General features: G+C 50.2%; 13 protein-coding genes. 7 read left to right on the top strand and 6 right to left on the bottom strand.

Going from position 1 to position 20,220, the window contains the following annotated elements:
• Positions 1-304: 304 nt before the first annotated feature.
• Complete coding sequence (locus ACE5LO_RS23605; RefSeq protein ID WP_375522413.1) at positions 305-2,650, top strand: fibronectin type III domain-containing protein; 2,346 nt, start codon at positions 305-307, stop codon at positions 2,648-2,650.
• Positions 2,651-2,805: 155 nt separating this feature from the next.
• The gene (locus ACE5LO_RS23610) at positions 2,806-4,113 is read left to right on the top strand and encodes a hypothetical protein (protein WP_375522414.1); all 1,308 of its coding nucleotides are present in this window, start codon (positions 2,806-2,808) and stop codon (positions 4,111-4,113) included.
• A gap of 130 nt (positions 4,114-4,243) precedes the next feature.
• Here ACE5LO_RS23610 and ACE5LO_RS23615 read toward each other — a convergent pair whose 3' ends face one another.
• The 5 genes from ACE5LO_RS23615 to ACE5LO_RS23635 all read right to left on the bottom strand — a co-directional run bounded on the left by ACE5LO_RS23615 (position 4,244) and on the right by ACE5LO_RS23635 (position 13,143).
• Complete coding sequence (locus ACE5LO_RS23615) at positions 4,244-5,440, bottom strand: MFS transporter (protein WP_375522415.1); 1,197 nt, start codon at positions 5,438-5,440, stop codon at positions 4,244-4,246.
• A gap of 573 nt (positions 5,441-6,013) precedes the next feature.
• Complete coding sequence (locus tag ACE5LO_RS23620) at positions 6,014-8,116, bottom strand: glycoside hydrolase family 36 protein (protein ID WP_375522416.1); 2,103 nt, start codon at positions 8,114-8,116, stop codon at positions 6,014-6,016.
• A 128-nt stretch (positions 8,117-8,244) separates the two neighbouring features.
• The gene (locus ACE5LO_RS23625; protein WP_375522417.1) at positions 8,245-9,543 is read right to left on the bottom strand and encodes an ABC transporter substrate-binding protein; all 1,299 of its coding nucleotides are present in this window, start codon (positions 9,541-9,543) and stop codon (positions 8,245-8,247) included.
• A gap of 143 nt (positions 9,544-9,686) precedes the next feature.
• Complete coding sequence (locus ACE5LO_RS23630) at positions 9,687-11,327, bottom strand: response regulator transcription factor (protein ID WP_375522418.1); 1,641 nt, start codon at positions 11,325-11,327, stop codon at positions 9,687-9,689.
• Positions 11,320-13,143 (bottom strand): sensor histidine kinase, encoded by a 1,824-nt coding sequence (locus tag ACE5LO_RS23635; RefSeq protein ID WP_375522419.1) that lies wholly within the window; start codon positions 13,141-13,143, stop codon positions 11,320-11,322. The genes ACE5LO_RS23630 and ACE5LO_RS23635 overlap by 8 nt, the downstream gene beginning before the upstream one ends.
• Positions 13,144-13,311: 168 nt before the next feature.
• Here ACE5LO_RS23635 and ACE5LO_RS23640 point away from each other — a divergent pair, with 168 nt between their 5' ends.
• The 3 genes from ACE5LO_RS23640 (at position 13,312) to ACE5LO_RS23650 (ending at position 17,391) form a co-directional block, all read left to right on the top strand.
• Positions 13,312-14,199 carry a carbohydrate ABC transporter permease gene (locus ACE5LO_RS23640; protein WP_375522420.1) on the top strand — a complete coding sequence of 296 codons (888 nt, stop codon included), beginning with the start codon at positions 13,312-13,314 and terminating at the stop codon, positions 14,197-14,199.
• Positions 14,199-15,029 carry a carbohydrate ABC transporter permease gene (locus ACE5LO_RS23645; RefSeq protein ID WP_375522421.1) on the top strand — a complete coding sequence of 277 codons (831 nt, stop codon included), beginning with the start codon at positions 14,199-14,201 and terminating at the stop codon, positions 15,027-15,029. The genes ACE5LO_RS23640 and ACE5LO_RS23645 overlap by 1 nt, the downstream gene beginning before the upstream one ends.
• A gap of 343 nt (positions 15,030-15,372) precedes the next feature.
• Positions 15,373-17,391 (top strand): DUF6359 domain-containing protein, encoded by a 2,019-nt coding sequence (locus ACE5LO_RS23650; protein ID WP_375522428.1) that lies wholly within the window; start codon positions 15,373-15,375, stop codon positions 17,389-17,391.
• A 53-nt stretch (positions 17,392-17,444) separates the two neighbouring features.
• Here the strand turns inward: ACE5LO_RS23650 and ACE5LO_RS23655 are convergent, their stop codons facing one another.
• The gene (locus tag ACE5LO_RS23655) at positions 17,445-18,338 is read right to left on the bottom strand and encodes a LysR family transcriptional regulator (protein WP_375522422.1); all 894 of its coding nucleotides are present in this window, start codon (positions 18,336-18,338) and stop codon (positions 17,445-17,447) included.
• 113 nt (positions 18,339-18,451) lie between these two features.
• Here ACE5LO_RS23655 and ACE5LO_RS23660 point away from each other — a divergent pair, with 113 nt between their 5' ends.
• On the top strand, positions 18,452-19,837 hold the full coding sequence (locus tag ACE5LO_RS23660; protein WP_375522423.1) for an MFS transporter: 1,386 nt from the start codon (positions 18,452-18,454) through the stop codon (positions 19,835-19,837).
• Between the two features lie 98 nt (positions 19,838-19,935).
• Positions 19,936-20,145 (top strand): hypothetical protein, encoded by a 210-nt coding sequence (locus tag ACE5LO_RS23665; RefSeq protein ID WP_375522424.1) that lies wholly within the window; start codon positions 19,936-19,938, stop codon positions 20,143-20,145.
• The last annotated feature ends 75 nt before the right edge of the window (positions 20,146-20,220 follow it).

Consider the following 20,220-nt stretch of genomic DNA (forward strand, 5'->3'; position numbering starts at 1 on the left):
TGAAATGATTGCGCTTCCAAAATAATTCCTCTCTATTATAGTTTTGCCTGGGCAGAGCGCACGTTTAAATATCAGAGGTTTTTCACTACTAATCCGTAGAATTATATTTTCCTAGTTCTTTAATCACAAACAATAGATTATCATGTAAACATTACCTTCATTTTTGGATATAAAAACCTATAAAAATGAATCTATTTTCGCTTTTATCACTAAAAATAGTTCTTTAGACGGAGTTCTTTAGTAGTTGATTTGATATTATAATTTCCATTGTAAAATTTGGAGATTGATAAGGAGGAAGGAAATTTTGAAGAGTAGAAAGATAGGTTTCACCTTTTTGTTGCTGGCATTGTTATGGGTTATCCTACCTAACGCGTCAACGAAAGCAGCCAGCCAATATACGGGAGGTCTCCTGGACAATGTGGAGTTGAAGGTTGGCACCTCGGTGAACAATAGCACGGGTACTGTCACTCAAATGACCGATGGTGATGCAACTACCAGGTACTTGCAAAGCAGCGGAAATTTAATCTGGTATAGCTTCACATCTCCACAAAATATCTCGGCCATTGTTTCAAAAAGCGGCACCCTGAGTTCTACCATCGAATTTTATGATGCAAGCAATCATCTGATTACTGCTTTCACGCCTACGCTTAATGATTCAGTCCAATCTTTACCGACACCGGCAGCCAACGTCACAACCGTTGTACTGAAGTCAACCGCCAACGTTTATCACTTTGAATGGAACGTATTCACAACACCATCGGCACCTCCTGCAGTGCCCGCCATTAGCTGGATTCAAGGTGGCGATAAGAGTGTTGATCTGAATTGGAGCAACACCCTGGCCAGATCCTACACCGTGAAACGTTCAACATCTACAGGAGGTCCTTATTCAGTTCTCGCATCAGTGTATGAAAATAATTACACAGATACTTCTGTTAACAATGGAACAACGTATTATTATGTCGTTTCTTCCGTCAATGAAGCCGGGCAAAGCGCTAATTCAGCCGAAAAAAATGTCACTCCTAACGCAACCAAATATACAGGTGGTCTGCTTGACCGGGTAACACTCAATGTAGGCACATCCACATCAAATAAAACCGGTACCGTCAAGGAATTAACCGATAATAGCGCTACTACCCGTTACTTATTACCAGGCAGTAATTTAATTTGGCATACTTTTTCCTCACCGCAAACGATCTCTGCTGTGGTCTTAAACAGCAGTTCGACGGCAGCAGCTATTGAGTTTTATGACACCAACAATAATTTACTTTTATCCTATAAACCTATAGCTAATGATACTGTACAATCTCTGCCGACTGCGGTTACCAATGTATCGACCGTTGTCCTTAAAACTGCGAATTCCAGTAATGCTTATTATAACGAATTCAATGTTTTTGCTACCCCAACAGCAGCTCCCGCAGTACCTGCCATCAGTTGGGTTCAGGCAGGGGACAAGACCGTTGATTTATTTTGGGGCTCGACGGCCGCAAAATCCTATAATATTAAACGTTCAACAAGTAAAAGCGGTCCTTATGCCCTGCTGACTTCGGTAGGTGGAACTTCTTACACCGATACATCCGTTGTCAACGGAACAACCTATTATTATGTCGTATCGTCTATTAATGAGGCAGGTGAGAGCGCTAATTCAGCCGAAAAATCGATCACCCCGAATGCTTCCAAATATACAGGCGGTTTGCTTGACCGGGTTGTGCTGAACGTAGGCACTTCAACCTCAACTCAAACTGCAACGATCCGCGAGGTGACTGACAATAGCGCTACTACCCGATACTTGCAACCGACCGGGAACTTGATCTGGTATACGTTCCCTTCACCAATGGAGGTTTCTTCGGTAATTTTAAATAGTAGTAATATAGCCAACTCAAACATTGAATTTTATGATAGTAATAATACTTTGCTCTATTCCTATACACCTAAAGTCAATGATACCGTTGAGAGCCTGCCGCTCCCTGTTCAGAACGTCTCAACTGTAGTGGTTAAAACTAAAACAAATGCTTATCAAAATGAATGGAATTTGTTTGGAAAAAGTATGGAGGTTCCTTCAACAGAAAAACTTGAGTTGACCGCTTCCGCAGGCAATGCAAAAGTTACATTAAACTGGAATACTGTTTCCAAAACCGCAAACTTTGAAATTCAACGCGGAACTACAACCGGCGGTCCTTATAGTGTTATCGGTACTGTAGATGGAACTGCCATTACCTTTGAAGATATAAATGTGGTCAATAACACTACTTATTATTATATCGTTCGTGCTATTAACGGCAGTGTCGAGGTGGCCGTATCCAATGAAGCCTCTGCCACTCCTGTTGCTAGCGATCCGGGGAACCCTTCCGAGCCTCCGGTAGACAATAGCGGAGACAGAGCTTTACTTGCCATTATGCTTAACACCGGTGAAATTAAAGAGTATGATCTTTCCATGAGCGAAGTGAATGCCTTTATTAGCTGGTATGAGCAGCGGGCTTCAGGTTCCGGACCTGTTACATTTGCAATCAATAAACACAGTAACAATAAAGGACCTTTCACGAATCGCAAAGATTATATAATTTACGACAAAATTATTACTTTTGAGGTTAACAGCTACAGCACCAACGTGCAATCCCCACAAGTGTCGTCTCAACCTGAGAATGGTGTGTAAATTACAGAGATAGCTTTATATTTAGAAAGAGCGGCTAACAACCGTTCTTTCTTTTTTTTCATTCAGAGCCTGCAAAATATATTGACAGACCTTACCTGAGACGATATGATTCTAACAATTTATTTTTAAAATCATAGAAAAGGGGGTTGTTTAGTTTGTTATCTTTTTTCAAATCATATACTGTATCGCGTAAGGTGCTCTCTATCTCTACCGCATTGCTGATTTCCGCCTTTGCCATAACCGGCACTCCTTCTTATGCGGCCATTCCGGCGGCGGAGACGACTGTCTCTGCTTCTTCCCAGCAAAGCTCTGTTGCAGGCAGCCATATCTCCTACCTCGAAAATCGTTTCGGGCTGCATTTATCAGCCGCTCCTACAGTGGATGAGTATATCGGTGCTCTGGGCAAGCTGCTGGAGGAGCAGGCACCGTCCTTATCCGGGGATTCCGCTCTCCTGACTCAGTCGAATGCCGTCAGCCTCGCCATCAAAGCAGCAGGACTGAAGGAATTGGTGGATACCTATTCACCGGAGAAAGCCGCTGCATCCCTGAAGAAGGCGGGAATACAAGATGTTAACGAATTGGGCGCCGATGCAACCCGTGAGCTGGCCGCTGCTGTAGATACCGGTTTGCTTCCGGCGGGTGCCGCCAAATCCTTTAAGACGGATAGACAGGCAGACAATGTGTTTGCTGCCGATTTGCTGGCTGGCGTGTTATCTTTTCACGGGGATTATAAATCTTACATAGGCAATGTGCGTGATGATGATATTTTTGCAAAGCTCAACGATGCTTACGATACCCAGGAGCTTGTGCTGGCGCCTGAGCTGCAAAAAATTTTCGATGAAGGCCTGAAGCAGGGGCTGTTCACCGGCTACAACATTAAAGACAAACGCTACGAGGCCCATTTCGATCCAGTACTGTCCCTCATCTACGGACATAGTGATCTGAAGCATGCCATTCAGCTGATCGGGCTGCTGCGCAGTGAAGGCATGCAGGCAAAAGTGCAGTTGGAACCGAAAACGTCGGCCTTCGTCTATTTGCAGGAGTGGGGCACTCCGCAGCAAAGTGACGATTACAAGGTCGTGCAGATTGAAAACGGCAATTATATCGCGTACGCCAAAGAATATGATCTGGCCCTGGAGTTTGAATCCGCTGCCGACAAGGAGCAATTCGACAGTCTTGTGAACCAATATGCCAAAAAAGACAGCGAGGATGAAGCCGGCCTGATCGCCGCCTCCTGGTGGCAGCCGCTCTACTATTCACTCCCGGCCATAAATAATTACATGGAAATCTCTAATAATCGGATTGATTCCGGCAACTACTATGCACAATCCTTCTCTCTGAAAGAAGATACAGCTTCCATCGCCGAAGGCCTGAAAAAGCTTGCGCCTGAAGCAGAAGTACAAACCTACGATTTCTGGGTTGATGCGCCGTTCTATCGCTATTTGAACGGGGAATCCTCCTAATACTTGCAATCGCAAACGCACCAAGGGCTGGCATGGCGTCAATCACCTCCTTCACAGATACAAAAATACAAGCCCAGGATAATTCCCAGGCTTGTATTTTTATTCTATCATGCTTCCGAATCTACTAAATTCATGCTTGCTTCCGCATCTTCCGCTGCACTAGCAGAGGAGTTAGCAGCAGCGCCCCGATCACAAGCAGCCCGCCGCTGATGCTATAAACCATGAAGAGCGAAAACAACTCCTTAAAATAGCCGGATAACGACATCCCTATAACCATCATGCCCATAAACATGGGCGTAATCGCTCCGCTCACCCGTCCGATCAGGGCAGCCCCCGTATTCTGCATGATCATCGTCTGAATTCCCGCTTGTACGCCCGCGTAGGCCAAACCGCCAATGATCTGGACAGCAACGGTCAGCCCCACCATGGTTGAAGCTCCGGTTACAACGGTGACTAACGCGCTGCCCACAAGCCCCGTCAGCAGCAGCACTTGCGGCTTTACCCGCTTCGCCGCCCCCACAATGAGGACTCCTCCTGCAAGCATGGCTGCCCCGTTCGTAAGAAACAGCCACTGCAGGAAGGACTTATCAAGCCCTAATTGATCAATAGTAACAAATAAAAGCAACGGCTGGGTTAACCCTGCGGCCAAACCGGTCACGGCAAAGGTGACGCTAAGCACTCTAAGCGAGCGATTCCCCCATAAATAACGAATACCTTCCTTCAGCTCCTTCATGAAATCCCCGGTTTGTACAGACCTGTCCTCCTTGGAATCCTTGGGCAGAGTGGACAGGATCAGAGCCGAGGCGGAAAACATCATCACAGTCAAAGCAAGAGAAATCTCAATGCCATACTGCAGAAAAATAAATGTGCCGATCATCGGCCCCAGGATCATAAACACCGATACCAGCGTTTGCGACATCGCCATAACACCCTGCAGCTGTTCAGCCGGAACATGCCTCTTGTAAAGCTTCATGGCCGAAGGCTGGGAAAATTGCGACAAACTTGCGGACACAAGCGTTCCCAGCAGCAGCGCCAGCCAGGTCCCGTACAAGAGCACGAGCAGCACACCCAGCACGGAAGCAGCGGACAGCAGATCACACCATACCATCGTCCGCTTCGGCCGCCAGCGGTCGGCCAGCGTTCCACCAATCATAGCGAACAAAAAAATCGGCGCATATTCCACCACGGAAATCAGGGATACATAATACGGATCATTGCGGGTCAAGTCCGTGACATACAACAGAACGGCAAAATTCCGGATCCAGATGCCGAGCTGCAGGAATACCCGGGACAGGATAATCGTCCGGACATAACGATTGTTCAACATTTCTCTCATCCTTTTCGTAAAATCGAACCACAATGTGTATAATACAGACGAATTACTATTTTGTCTATAAATTTATAGATAAAATTATATTTATCTATAAATAATTCGGTTTTAAGGTGGCTGTCTATGGGGTTCGTGTCTTGTTGTCCCTGCGCGATGCGGCGGGTCGCCAGGGTTACGTGTCTTGCTGTCCTTACGCAATGTCTTGCACGATTATCCCTTTCGTTCAGGAATGGTGGCTAGGGTCAGGGGGAAGGATAAAGTATCCTAAATATGATTTTTCCTGGATCGTATATTTTCTCTCGAATCCTCTTCTTAGTCCTAAACGTGTCTCATAATCCCGAACCGATCTGCTCCTTCACCCAATATGGTTCTTCTCCCAAGTTTGTCTGTTTCTCGGTGACCTGATCAAACGGGATAATGATGCAAAGACAGCGGATGTTGATCTGCCGCCCAATCCACCGGCCTTCCTACCCTTAGGTTTTTCAAAATAATTCCATCTCATGAAAAAGGAGTGCCCAAAGGTCAATGGACCTGTTGGACACTCCCTAAAAGTATCTATTAGGTTTTAAACTACTCGCCTATTTGGATTTCCAGCAGCCTGGCTGTCGCTGGTCCGGGCAAGCTCACCTGCAGCCTTCCTTCCGCCTCATCCCACACCAGGGAGCATTCATATCCCCGTGGGTACAGGCAGCGGATTTCGGCAGATTTCCCCTTCAAATCATACAGCGGCAAATCAACTGTGCCCCGCTCCCCGCCGGTCCGCCACACTGCCACATATCGCTTATTCCCACTGCGCAGCCCCAGGCTGATCCAGTCATCCTGCGGTGTTGGCAGTCCCAGCGGCCAGAAAGGCAGTGATTCACGGATGTCCTGCCGAATTGTCTTGTAAACATCCAGCCCTTCCTTGACCAGCTCTCTTCTGCGCGGGCTTAGCTCGGCCAGATGCCCGCTTTGATGCACCCGCAGCAGCAGTGCGTTGACCATATTGAAAATAACCTCTTCATCATCGCCTTCACGCAGCGGGTACGACCAAACGGCGGACTGTTCCGGCGTGAGAGCAGCCGGGGAAGCCGCAGCGATGGAGGCGTATTTGATGTAATCCTCCTGATCGCTGGTGGACTGGATGCTGTGCCTGCTCAGCATCGCATAGTCCATGCGCATGCCACCGGAGGAGCAGTTCTCGATCACCAGCTCGGGATAACGTGCGAAGATGCTGTCCAGCCACGCCAAATACGCGCGGTTATGCTGCAGCAGCCCGTCCCCGAAGCTGTCCGCCTCCGTCTCGGTGCCGATCCCGGCATTGATGTTATAATCCATTTTGATGTAGCCCACTCCATAGTCCTCAACCAGACGGCGGATCACCTCATCGGCATGAGCTATGACCTGCGGATTGCGGTAATCCAGCTGATATCTGCTGCGGTCCTTCACCCTTTTGCCATGCCGCATGAAAAACCAGCTATCATCCGTATCCTTCAGTTTCGGACTGTTAATGCCCATGACTTCAAGCTCAAGCCACAAGCCTGGAATCATATTGCGGCTGCGGATATAATCCAGCACAACCTTAAGGCCTTCCGGGAAGCGTTCCGCTGATGGCATCCATTCACCTACGCCGTCCCACCATTCTCCGTCCGCATACCAGCCCGCGTCGATGCAAAAATATTCACAGCCGACCTCTGCCGCAGCATCGATCAACGGCAAAAGCTTCGCTGTTGTCGGGCTGCCCCACAGGCAGTTCATATAATCGTTAAAGATGATCCGCAGCTCCCGATTATCGGTGTTAGGGCGGCGTATAATACGGCGGTAGGCGGTCAGCTGGGCGGCGGCTTCTGTAAAGCCTCCCCGCACCGCTCCCACTGCCACCGGCACGGATGTGAATTCCTGGCCCGGCTGCAGCCGGACAAACCAGTGGTTATCATGCTCCGTCGGCCCGCTGATCAGCACCGTAAGCGTATCGGCCTGCTCGATAATTTCCCAGTGCCAGGAGCCATTATGCTCAATCTGCCAAAACAGGCTGCTGTCCGCTTCCCGGTTTTCCAATACGGCCATCGGCACATGCTCCGCGGCCGACCAGGAGCCGGTATTGCTGCAGGAGACACGCTTGGAGCCACGATCCTTCATATGGGACATGCCCAGTTCAGGCAGCGAATAAGTTCTCCATTGCAGCTCGCTTTGCCAGCCATGATGGGGAATGTTGATCCGCATCTTTTCGTCGCGGTCCTGCTTTCCCTCCTTGTCCAGTCCTGACAGTGCAAATGAAGACACATACTCCACATCAACCGGGTCGCTGCCGTTAGTCGTGAGAACCACCCAGCTGCGGACTACCTGCACGCCGTCATAAAACTGAAAATGCTGCACGGCCCCGATTCCTGTTACAGGATCGGCAAGCATCATTTCAAGCTTGCGACCAAGCGAATTTCGCTCGTCCCGATAACCAGCAAATATCATGCGCAGACCGGGATAAGATGCCCGGTGTGTCCTGCCGTGATATTCCGCCCGGTCTTCACCGGACAGCTGCAGTTCAAGCAACCGGTATCCCGGTTTATGCTTCTCCTCGACAGCTCCTTCGCTGTAAGGCTGGGCCGCAAAATGCAGCAGTCTGACGTCCTTCTCGTCCGTAACCTCCAGCACAAGATAAAGCCCATTTTCCTCAATCTTGATACGTTCTGCCTTCACTCCTTGATCATCCTTTCCCTGTCCTGCCACCCCAGGTTTATATACAAACATAACTCAGCACCAAGCGTGCCGAGTTATGCTCACATTCATCTTCATTTTCTTAATTTAGCAGCACTTCACCTTGTGCCTTACTGGGCTCCGCCCAGCTGCACCCATGCTTTCTCAATCTCTGTAACCGTCTGATCCTTGGTCGCATTGCCGCCGACGTAGGCCTGCATCAGCTCACCGAATTTCTGATGGAACGTATCCAGGGAGTAGTTAATGGACAGGTCGCCGGATTGTTCGGTTTTCAGAATTTCTTCCATTTGTTTTGGCATCTCCAGGTCAGGCAGCGGAGCTTCCTTGATTGGCGGGATCACCTTCGCTACATCGGAGAACCAGTTCTTGCCGTATTCCGAAGTGTAGAGCCAGTTGAAGAAGGCAATCGTTTCGTCCTTAACCGGCGAATCAACGTTAATACGCAAGGCCTGGTCCGCACCCGTCACAATCTGCGATTGCTCAGCCTTATCGCTGACCGGATAACCCATAATGCCGATCTTCAGATCCGGATTAATTTTCTTGAGAGCTTCCTCATCCCATGCGCCCTTACCTGTCATGAATGCAGCCTTGCCAGATGCAAAATCGCTCACTTCCGCGTTGCTGTCGCGTTCGAGCGGCTTATCCGTACCGTTGGCTACCGTCAAGTCGACAAAGGAGAAGAAGTTGTTGTACAGCAGCGGGTAATCCTTAATATGCGCCTTGCCTGCGATAAAGTCGCTCACCAGTTGCTTCGGCTCAACACCAGCGTCTTGTGCTGCCGCATCCACATAGTGCATGAAGATATGCTTCCATACCCACCATTCTTTATAAGCGTTGGCGAATGGAGTCGTACCTTTCGCTTTCAGCTTCTCAACAGCACCCTGCATTTCGGCTACCGTTTTTGGCGGCTCTGTAATGCCGGCCTGTTCAAGCAGATCCTTGTTGTAAATCAGGGCGAAAAGGTTGCCTTTCACCGGAAGACCAAGCACTTTGCCATCCGAGGAGGTCATATTCGCGCGCACAGCATCCGTCATCGCTGCCGCCAGGGGCTCATTCGTCAGGTCGGCGCTGTAATCCGCATACGTATCAATGTCCCCGCCGGCAGTTGTCTGGAATACATCCGGTGTGCTGCCTGAAGCAATTTTCGATTTCAGGATCGTATTGTAGTCAGACTGCATAATTTCCAGATTTATCGTGACATTTGGCTTCACCTTTTTATACTCGGCAATGTACGCGTTGAAGGCATCCGTGTACTCAGGAGAAGCGGTAAACATGTTTATTGTAACCGGTTTCGAATCATCGCTGCCGCCTGTGTCAGAGGAAGCTTCTTTAGCGCCGCCTCCGCAGCCGCTAAGTAAGCCGACTGTCAACAGGAGACTGCCAGACAATGCTGCAAACTTTTTGAACATCGATATTCCCCCAATTGATCGTTTAATTTGTTTCCATGTGCTCATTGTAGTGAATAGCGCTGGTATTAAAAATGTAGATAAGTGAATAGTTGAGGGTAAAAAAGTAATTTTGTTTCCGCAATCATTTCCAATTATTAAAATTGCTAATTTGTTTGCGTGCTTGCCCGGTACTCGGACGGGGACAGCTGATAATAGTTCCGGAACGCCTTGCTGAAGTAATTTTTATCCTTGTAGCCCAGCATATCCGAAATTTCCTGGATTTTGAGGCCCGGATCGTTCAACAGCTCCTTGGCCTTGTTCATCCGCACCTTCTGCACATACTCATGAATGCCGTGCCCGAACTGCTGCTTGAACAGCTTCATCAGGTATTCCCTGCTCAGAAAATACTTCTCCGTAAACATGGAAATTTTAATGTCCTCAAAATAGTGCCGGTCAATATAGGTTTTAATTTCAGCAATGTCGAACGGCCTGCCGCTTGTGCCTTCCTCCTCGGCAAGCCTGCTGTAGAATTCCAACATGCAGTGCATCACCCGGGCAAACTGCTCGAATGAGGCGAAATCCATGGAAATGATGCCAGCGGCGCTTCTCCGCGCCTCCTCAGGCATCGCTGCCGCCCTCGTATTCAAGCCTTTCCTTGCACATGCTTCCCGCAGAATGATATCAAATTCCTGCAAGGTCCGGTCCGCGTCACCCAGGCTGAATATCTGCCGTGCGCGAATGGTGTTAATAAAATCCCTCAACAGGTTTTTCGCATGTGTTAATCCACCTGTCTCGAACGCCTTCTGAATCATTGTCAGCTGCCCGGTTACCGGATATGTGTCGGCGGCAGCAGCCTGATCCACGGTCTGAGTGAAAGATTCGTCCTTCAGCCTCAGCACATCCAGAGAGGCAAACCAGGCTTTCACGGACGAATATGAAGATGCTAGTGCCGTCACCTCCTGCTGCGGTCCGCCGATGCCGGCTGCCGTCTTCAGCCCGAACAGCTGGTGAAGGGAGGCGGTCGCCTTCCGGATCATATGCCCCGCCTGGAATGCCAGATCTTCGGCGCGCCCATCCGTCAGCGTAAACACAGCGATCACCTCACGCTCCCACCGTGGATTAACGAAGCTGAAGCACTGTAGCCGCCCGTCCCCTGACTCAGCCAGCACATTCGTTACCGCAAAGCCCAGCAGCTCCGGGTCGTCGCCAAAGCGGGCACGGCGTACCTCGTCCATATTCAGCAAACGTTGCACGGACAGCAAAAAGTGGTTGCCGGGATAGTCGGCGCCGATCAGCGGCAGAAACGCCTCATTGGCCTGTCTCCGGAAGCTGCGGTCCAGGATGGACAGATACATTTTCTCCTTCAGCTTGGGCAGAGACATGTTCAGCGTGATATTTTGCGTAATAATATCGCTTTCGCTCTTCCGCTTCGCATCCAGCACATCAATCGCTTTGCGCAAGGCCTGATTCAGGTCCGTCCGGTTCACCGGCTTCAGCAGGTAATCGATCACCTTCGAGCGGATCGCCTGCCGTGTGAACTCAAAATCGTTGTAGCCGCTGATGACGATTGTCAGCAGCTCAGGATAATCCTGTTCAATGATCTGAAGCAGATCCACCCCATTCAGTCCAGGCATCTTCATGTCCACCATCACCAGATCAATATCATGCTGCTTTAGCAAATCCAGGCCGGACTTCCCGTTCTCTGCTTCATAAATTTCCCCGATGCCAAGCCCTTTCCAGTCTCCCAGAATGCGGATCGCCTCACGCAGCGGTTCCTCATCATCAATAATCAATGCTCTATACACGACTGCCGCCTCCTTGCGGTATGATCATTTTTATATGGGTTCCGGATGCGTCTGTCCTGATCTCTAGAGCCGCTTCCTCCCCGTACAAAAGCTTCAGGCGGGTGTTCAGATTTTTCAGTCCGATATTCCCGCTCTCCCGTTCTTCCCACTCCTCATCAAAAGATGCCCGCACTTCCTTCAGCCTTGTCGGAGACATACCCGGACCGTTGTCGCTTACCGAGATTAACGCCTGCGTTCCCTGCAGTTCGGCCGCAATGACGATGCGAATGCCTTCAGGCATGTTTTCCAGGGCATGCTTGATGGAGTTCTCGACAAGGGTCTGAATCGATAATCTGGGAATCAACAGGTCCAGAAGACCATCTTCCCATTGATACTGCACCTGCAGCCTGCTGCCAAAACGGGCCTTCTGCAGACCAAGATAACGCTCGATATGGCTCAGTTCATCCCTGGCATACACCATCTCCTTGCCATTGATGGAGTAACGCAAGGTCTGGGCGAGCGCATCCACCATATCGGCCATATCGAACATTTCCCGCTTCAGCGCCTGTGTGGAAATGGCCTGCAAAGCATTATAAAGAAAATGCGGGTTGATCTCTGCTTCAAGCGCCTTCAAAATCGCATTTTTCTCGGCCAGCTTCATTTTGTAGCGCTCATTGATCAGATCGTTCGTCCGTTCCACCATCTCATTGAAGTGGCGGGACAAATACGCAATCTCGTCGTTCCCCTTCACTGGCGCTTCTGCCTCGAAGTCCCCGCTGCTGAACCGCTTCATCTGCAAGGAAAGCCTGTCCAGCGGGCGCGTGATCGCATTGGAGGTCAGCGTGACAAGAATGACGGCAACGATCAGAAATACGCCCCCGATGGCATAGCTCCAGTTCCGCGTCGTGGTGGCGGTTTCATAGATAGACCGATACGGAATCGGCTTCACGAGCTTCCAGCCCTCATGCTCACCAGTATTATAATTCACAAGGTATTTCTCGTCCCCATCCTGCCACGTAAACTGTCCGTTTTCTCCGACCTTGATCTGATCCAGCATTCCCGCCTGCCTCATCCGCGCATACAATGCCTGATCATCCATGTAAAATGGGACATCATCCGGGCCAAGCAGCAGCAAATGATCTCCCTCAGCAACGGGAATATCCTTCATAATCTCCTGTCTGCCCGCATCCTTATAATAAAAAGACAGCACCGCCAGTGGTTCCCGGGAAGAGATGGACCGCAGCACCCGGTGATAGGCCAGAAAGCAATCCTCCGTTTCGAGAGGATAGCCTATCTCCGTGTCCGGCAGTGCCAGGGACTGGAAGGCCTGGTTCCGTGTGCTGTCCACGGCGGACTCATACCAGTCCTGATCCGGAATGTCCTCGTTAAACCCCTGCCGGACCGATATCGTGTTCGCTTCCTTCGATACCGTATAATATTTTTGCTTGTCAACAATATAGAGATAAATCGCTTTCAAATCATTTCTTGAATAAAACATACTCCGCAAATACGTGTCAATCACCATTTGGGAGGAATAGTCCTGATCCTCGTCCAGAATCGCGCTCATAATTTCGTTATAACGCAGCTGTGGCAGTGCAAGCTGGCCCATCTCCTGTACATAATCCTCCAGGTTCTGATTCACCAGCAGCAGATTGTTCGTTGTGCTGGCAATGCTGTTCTCCACCGACTCGTTCTCGACGATATGATAGGAAATGACGGTCAGCGATCCGACCACCAGCACGATGATGGAGGTGAACAGCAGCACCAGTTTGTTCACCAGCCGCTGTGTGATCCGTTCTTTTATGCTTGATAAAGCTCCCGCACCCCGCTTAGGCATCTGGCATCTATCCCCTTTTGAAAGCGTACGCATTTTTACCCTTAACTGTTTTCTTAAATCCATTTTGGCGGTATGATCCCTGTTCTATAATTCATTATAAGCCGAAGGGGGTTTAATTTATAGATCGGCAAAAACTGACATCATTTTTATATTAAAAAGAGGTGCGCCATGTTCAAACAAGGGAGAAAGTGGGCCGACAGACTCGAATTCGGGCTGTTCACATGGCCGGTATTATTGTGCGTAATTATCGCCTTCTATGTTCCTTTCCTGATGACCATACGATATTCTCTCACCCAGTGGAACGGAATTTCCAAGCATCCGAAATTTGTCGGATTGGATAACTTCAAGCAAATCCTGATGGGGGACGCCAACTTCGCGCATGCGGCCTGGTTTACCGTCAAGTATGCGATCCTTTACATTGTTCTGGTGAACGTGCTGGCGATTCTGCTGGCCGTAGTGCTGGATATGAAGCTGAAAAGCGCGGCCTGGCTGCGGGCAGCCTTCTTCGTCCCCTATATTCTCAGCCTCGTCATCGTCGGTTTTATCTGGAAGTTCATCTTCATGCAGGGCTTTGAATCGCTCGGTGAAAGCACGGGCTGGGGCATCTTTCAGCTCAGTTGGCTCGGAGAGCAAGGGCTTGCCTTTATTTCAATACTGGCCGTCTCGATCTGGCAATCCATCGGTTTTTATATGGTGATCTACATCGCGGGACTGCAGTCTGTGCCTGAGGATCTGAAGGAAGCCGCTATCGTGGACGGCGCGGGTCCTGTCCGCAGATTTTTCAGCATCGTGCTGCCGCTGCTGGCTCCATCCATTACGATTTCCGTCTTTATGGCATTGACCAATTCCATCAAGGTGTTCGATGTGATTCTGTCGCTGACCGGAGGCGGTCCGGGGGGCACCACCTACAGTATCGCTTATGATATTTACCGGGATACATTCCAGAACAACCTGTATGGTTACGGAACGGCCAAAGCGCTTATTTTGTTCGTTGCGGTGCTGATCATTACCGTAATCCAACTGGGTATTTTCAAACGCAGGGAGGTTGAAGCCTGATGAAAAAAAATAAAGCCGGGCGCATCCTGCTCGAGGTCGTAATGATTATTTTGTCGCTCCTGTTCCTGTATCCGCTGTTCCTGGCGGTGAATAACTCGTTCAAGAGCTTCGGCGAGGTCATGACGGATGTCATCGCATTGCCGCAGAAGCTGAGCTTCGAGAATTATGCTTATGTGTGGGAGTTCATTAACTATCCGAAGCTCTTCATCAATAACACGATTATTACCGTACTGGGATTGGTGGGCATTATTCTGGTCTCCTCCATCGCCGCCTACAAGCTTGCACGGACAAAAACCCGCTGGAGCGGGGTGATCTATATTCTGTGCATCATGCCGATGCTCATTCCGTTCCAGTCCATCATGCTGACCGTGCTGCGCGTAGCCAAAGACCTGCACCTGTCCGACAGCACCTGGGGTCTCGGCCTGCTGTACTGGGGCTTCGGCGCTCCGCTGGCTGTATTCATCTATCACGGCTTTGTGAAGGGCATTCCGATGGAAATTGACGAAAGCGCCAAGATCGACGGAGCCTCCGGCTTCCGGATGTTCTTCTCCGTCATCTTCCCGCTGCTGAAATCCGTAACGGCCACGATTGTCATCATCGACGTCATGTGGATCTGGAACGACTTCCTGCTGCCACTGCTTATGGTCAACGGCTCGCCGGATACGAAGACGCTGACGCTTGCCGCTTACACCTTCGTCGGACAGTATACCTCGGACTGGCAGTATGCGATGACCGCGATGGTGATGGCCGTCCTGCCTTCCATCATCGTCTTCATCTTCCTGCAAAAATATATCGTAAAAGGCGTTGTCGCCGGAGCCGTGAAAGGCTGATCCGATGCAAGGCAAAGAAGGGGATTCTTCCTGTCAGATTAATGGAAAAATCCCCTTGTTTGTTTTTAACCAGGTCAATGGTTTATCCAACATGCAGACCTCACCTCAGCAATATTCCCTTCACTAAAGGCCAGGAGTATTTTTCCTAGTCATTATGGCATGTCTCCTCATGCTGCCTCTGTGCGAAAAGAACTATTTTCCCGAAATTTTATAGTTTTATTACAAAATAAGGGTTGAAAATCATCATTTCTACGTTACTCTCTAGGTGGATACAAAAAAATTCCATTCAGGAGGGATTAGATTGAGGAAGCGATGGTTCAAATACGGAACAAGTCTGCTGCTCATGTTCACGATTGTATTGACGGGATGGACGGGAGCCGGATTACAGCGGGCATTCGCAGAGGATGTGCTGACGGTCAGCCAAGCAATCGCACAGGGAAGCAGCGGCAGTCAGGCCACAGTGGAGGGCTATATTGTCGGACATGCTTCCGGGTCTTATACCACAGATTTTACAGCGCCTTTCTCCAACGATTTTAACGTGCTTATCGCAGATGCTGCCGGTGAGCAGGACAAGACCAAGCTCATAGATGTGCAAATCACTTCCGATTACCGGGCGGGTTATGGCCTGCAGTCCAACCCCGATCTAATCGGCATGAAAATCCGGGTGACCGGCACACTGGCTGCTTACAATAACTTTCCCGGTGTGAAAAGTCCCTCCAATATAACGCTGGCATCGGAAGAACCGGGTGACGGCGGTGAGCCCGGTGGAGATGATGGCGGTGGCGATGGCACCAATCCTGGCACTGAACCTGGGACCGATCCTGGTAGCGATCCGGAACTGGAAAACGGAGCAGGCAAAAAAGTGCTCTTTGACAATGCGCATGGTCAAACGGCCGGTGCTGCGGACTGGGTCATTGACGGCGCATTCTCCGATTTTGCGGACGCCCTGGCTGGCGAACAGTTTGAGGTCGATCAGCTCGACCGGACCATCCCCTACACGTTCGGGGAGCAGGCCATCACGTATGATAAGCTGAAGGACTATGACGTATTTATTGTTGGCGAGGCCAATATTCCCTTTAAACAATCGGAACAGGAGGCTATCCTGCAGTTCGTCAGCGAAGGCGGCGGCCTGTTCTTCATTGCCGACCATTATAACGCTGACCGGAACAAAAACCGCTGGGACGCCTCTGAGGTGATGAACGGCTACCGCAGGGGAGCCTACTCCAATCCGGCGAAGGGCATGTCCACCGCCGAGGCGGCTTCGCCTGCCATGCAGGGCGTCGTCAGCTCGGACTGGCTGGCCGATAACTTCGGGCTCCGCTTCCGCTATAACGCGATCGGCGACGTGAATGCCACCGACATTATAGAGCCTTCCCAAGCCTTCGGCATTACGTCCGGCGTTGATTCCGTCGCTATGCACGCCGGTTCGACGATCGCTATTCTTGATCCCGCCCAGGCCAAGGGCATCGTGTATCTTCCTGCGAGCGGCGTTCCCGCCTGGAGCTACGCGGTGGATCAAGGTGTCTACAACGGAGGCGGGCGCGCAGAAGGCGCCTATGCGGCCATCGCCAAGCAGGGCCTTGGCAAAGCCGCTTTTATCGGCGATTCCTCGCCGGTGGAAGACGCTACTCCGAAGTATCTGCGTGAGGAAACCGGCACGACCAAGAAGACCTACGACGGCTTCAAGGAAGAAGACGACGGTGTATTCCTCGTCAATACAGTCAAATGGCTTGCCAAGCAGGAGGACTACACCTCGCTTGATCAGGTAGAAGGTCTGACGCTGGATACACCGACCTCTCTGCTGCCCATGGAAACCCCGTCCGCTTCAACTGAACCGCAAGCCGAGCCATGGGATGAGCCGGCATCCGGTTATCTGTGGTACGACCCGACCACATTCAAGCCCGGATCGTATGGCGCGACGCAAAGCCCCGGTCAACCTGCCGGCTACAGCTTTACTGTTCCGGAGGGACTGGCTGCAGGTGGCACGTATACAATGACGCTTACGGTGAACGGCCTTTCGGCCGGAGAAACGGTCTCCGGCCTGAGTGCCGGCATGTATCTTCCCGGCGGTGAGCAGATTGCCCGCTTCCAGGACGAGAACGGCAATTGGTCCTCGTATGGCTATAGTCCGGCCTTCACGATGACCGCCAATAGCGACGGCAAAGCCGAGCAAACGCTAACCTTCCAACTGAAGCCCGGCATCTCCGGCTCGGCCAACCTGCGTTTGAAAAAAGGGAGCAGCAATGTGCTGACAGAGCCGATAACCATCGCCGCCTCCAGCGCTTCCGCCGCGGATGTTCACAGCATGCTTCGCCAAGCAAACCGGACTCTTCCCTCGGTTCCTGCTGCTCTTGCAAGCTGAACCAGTCTAGATCAACTATTGCTGCCCCCGTCTGCTGACGGCGGGCAGTTTTTTCATTTTCCCCGTACATCTCTTGATAAAGACCCGAAATATTCTACCACCACCTCGCGGAATTCCCGAGCAGCCCGCGAAATGTATCGATTCCGGTGCCATAATAAAGCAATCTCCCGCACCAGGTCGTGTTCCTTTACTTGAAGAAATTTAATAGCATCATGTGAATCCGCTGCCGTGCCTGGTATAAAGGCTATTCCAATTTCTGCTTTCACAAGAGCGATAAGCCTTGCAGGTTCATCCCCCTCGTACACATATTTAGGTACAAAACCGGCCGATTTGCATACAGCGTCGACTAAATCGCGTGTGCCATAACCTCTCTTTACCCCGACAAACCATTCATCCCTTAGTTCGGCAAGGGATACGCTGCTTCGGTCTGCCAGCCGATGCCCCTTTGGAACAGCAACAAGGATGGGATCAATGAATACGATTTGACATTCAATGTCATCCTCTTGTACTGGAGGTGAGGACAGGCAGAAATCGACCTCCCCTCTATGAAGAAGCGTAATCATCTCCTGTGTGCTCAGCATCTGCACGTGATATTGGACTTCAGGCCGTTTTTTCCGAAACTCCCGCAGGATATTGGGCAGCGAACTTGCGGTGGTCACCGCCAATTCGAGTGTGCCCTGCCCCTGGCTGGATAAATCCCTGATCTCCTGCTTCCCTTGCTCCAATTCAAACAAGGCCCTTTCCGCACGGCGAAGAAATTTGTTCCCAAACTCATTCAAGCGTAGGTTTCTCCCTGCCCGATCAAATAAAGGGACACCCAGATCCTCCTCCAGGCGTTGAATCGTTTTGCTTAGTGACGATTGGGTAACGTGCAAACTTCGCGCAGCTTCAGTCATATGCTCCATTCTGGCGACCTTGAGAAAATATTGCAGTTGAAGAAGCTCCATTTTACGCCTCCCTTCATTCCTTTCAGTCAATCAAATAATAACATCAAATGCGTTGGAATAAATAATTGATTTCAAGTACGATGACATCAGTCGCTTGGATTGGGGGATTAACAATGAATGTTCGCAGCAGGTGGTTGATGATTTCCGTTGGACTGGGGGTGCTTTTGAATCCATTAAATTCCTCAATGATTTCTGTTGCTATGCCAAGGCTGCAAGGAGCGTATCACCTTGACTTTACGATTGTTTCCTGGATTATTTTTGCTTTTTACATTGCCAGTGCTGTCGCCCAGCCTGTTATGGGAAAAGCGAGTGATTTATTCGGCCGCAGGAGGATATTTCTTGCCGGGCTTGTTACAGCCTTCATTCCATCCTTGCTCGCTCCGCTATCACCGAGCTTTGGGTGGCTCATCGTGTTCCGCATTGTGCAAGCCATCGGAACAAGCATGATGGGTGGAGTCGGAATGACCATTGTGCGAATTCATATCACGGAAAAACAAGCCTCCGCGCTGTCCTTATTGTCGATATTCTTATCCGGAGCTGCAGCCATCGGCCCTTTTATTGGCGGAATCCTCATTCACTGGTGGGACTGGCCTGCGATCTTTCTTGTCAATATTCCGTTCGTGGCGGCGAGCTTTCTCTTAGCCAGGAAGGCAATTCCTAAAGACGAACCGCCAACTTTCGGCGTACACAGCATGTCCTTTCGTAAATGGTTTGATTTGCTTGATGTGCCGGGAATCCTGCTCTTCACAGCAGGTTTGGTCGCCTTGCTCATTGGACTGCTATCAGCAAAATCATCCGGGCACGTCTCATTAAGCCATGTCATTGTCGGCTTGGCAGGTCTCGCACTGCTCACAGCTTTCGTACGACTTGAGCTAAAAACGAAGTCGCCTTTTATTCCATTGCGAACATTCGCCAAGTATCCTGCAATGACCTGGATCAATGTTGAGTACATGCTCGTTAACTTGCTGTATTACTCGCTCTTTTTCGGGCTGCCCTCCTATTTGCAAACGGTACGTCATGTCAGCGAATTTCATACAGGGATTATCATGCTGACCCTGGGCTTGTGCTCGCTCATCGCTTCTCCGATAGCAGGGCGATGGATAGATAAATCTGGTCCCCAACCAGCATTGCTGTTATCCGCAATGCTGATGACACTAGGGTCAGTATGGCTCGTGACATTGAATCAAGCTTCACCGGTCATCAGTATATGTTTGGCGTTAGCAGCATTCGGCATCAGCAACGGATTGAACAGCGTGGGCATACAGGCGGCCTTGTTCAAAAGCTCTCCCAAAGAAATGATCGGTGTAGCCTCCGGAGTATTTAATACATCGAGATATATAGGAACCATTTTATCTTCATTGCTGACAGGCATCGTGATGGGAGGCCAATTCAGCGCCGGAGGATTTCAATTGCTCGGGGTGATCCTTACGTTCATTGCACTTTCCTTGGTATTCATGAGTCTGAGGCGCCGGGAGTCAGGGCAATGGAAAAAGTTATAGGTTCACTCAAATTTTTTACATTTCTTTTACATGCCGCATACAAAAAAAAGACGGCCAGACGCTAATCTATAGAAGTGAACAGAAGGAGGAGCATCGTTATGCCAACAAAAACACGCAGCCGGGTTGCCGTCTTGACGACAAGTGATATTCACGGCTTTATTCAGCCCAATTCGTATACGGAGGACGGGTCGTCTAACCTCGGTTTTGCCCGGACTGCAAGTCTGATCGAGAAGGAGCGCAGCATATGGGGCGATCATATGCTTTATGTGGACAATGGCGACAATCTTCAGGGCTCGCCGCTTGCCTAGGGATTGTAGCAAAATAAACTACCTGTTTTTAGGCGAAATTGTGTAGTTCCATTCTCCATGAAAGTCATTTTTTTC

This window comes from Paenibacillus medicaginis (assembly GCF_042138635.1).
GTDB lineage: Bacteria > Bacillota > Bacilli > Paenibacillales > Paenibacillaceae > Paenibacillus > Paenibacillus medicaginis.

Coding starts and splice junctions, on each gene's coding strand:
- ACE5LO_RS23615 (WP_375522415.1), bottom strand. CDS start 5,440: ATGTTGAACAATCGTTATGTCCGGACGATTATCCTGTCCCGGGTATTC.
- ACE5LO_RS23625 (WP_375522417.1), bottom strand. CDS start 9,543: ATGTTCAAAAAGTTTGCAGCATTGTCTGGCAGTCTCCTGTTGACAGTC.
- ACE5LO_RS23635 (WP_375522419.1), bottom strand. CDS start 13,143: ATGCCTAAGCGGGGTGCGGGAGCTTTATCAAGCATAAAAGAACGGATC.
- ACE5LO_RS23640 (WP_375522420.1), top strand. CDS start 13,312: ATGTTCAAACAAGGGAGAAAGTGGGCCGACAGACTCGAATTCGGGCTG.
- ACE5LO_RS23645 (WP_375522421.1), top strand. CDS start 14,199: ATGAAAAAAAATAAAGCCGGGCGCATCCTGCTCGAGGTCGTAATGATT.
- ACE5LO_RS23650 (WP_375522428.1), top strand. CDS start 15,373: ATGTTCACGATTGTATTGACGGGATGGACGGGAGCCGGATTACAGCGG.
- ACE5LO_RS23655 (WP_375522422.1), bottom strand. CDS start 18,338: ATGGAGCTTCTTCAACTGCAATATTTTCTCAAGGTCGCCAGAATGGAG.
- ACE5LO_RS23660 (WP_375522423.1), top strand. CDS start 18,452: ATGAATGTTCGCAGCAGGTGGTTGATGATTTCCGTTGGACTGGGGGTG.
- ACE5LO_RS23665 (WP_375522424.1), top strand. CDS start 19,936: ATGCCAACAAAAACACGCAGCCGGGTTGCCGTCTTGACGACAAGTGAT.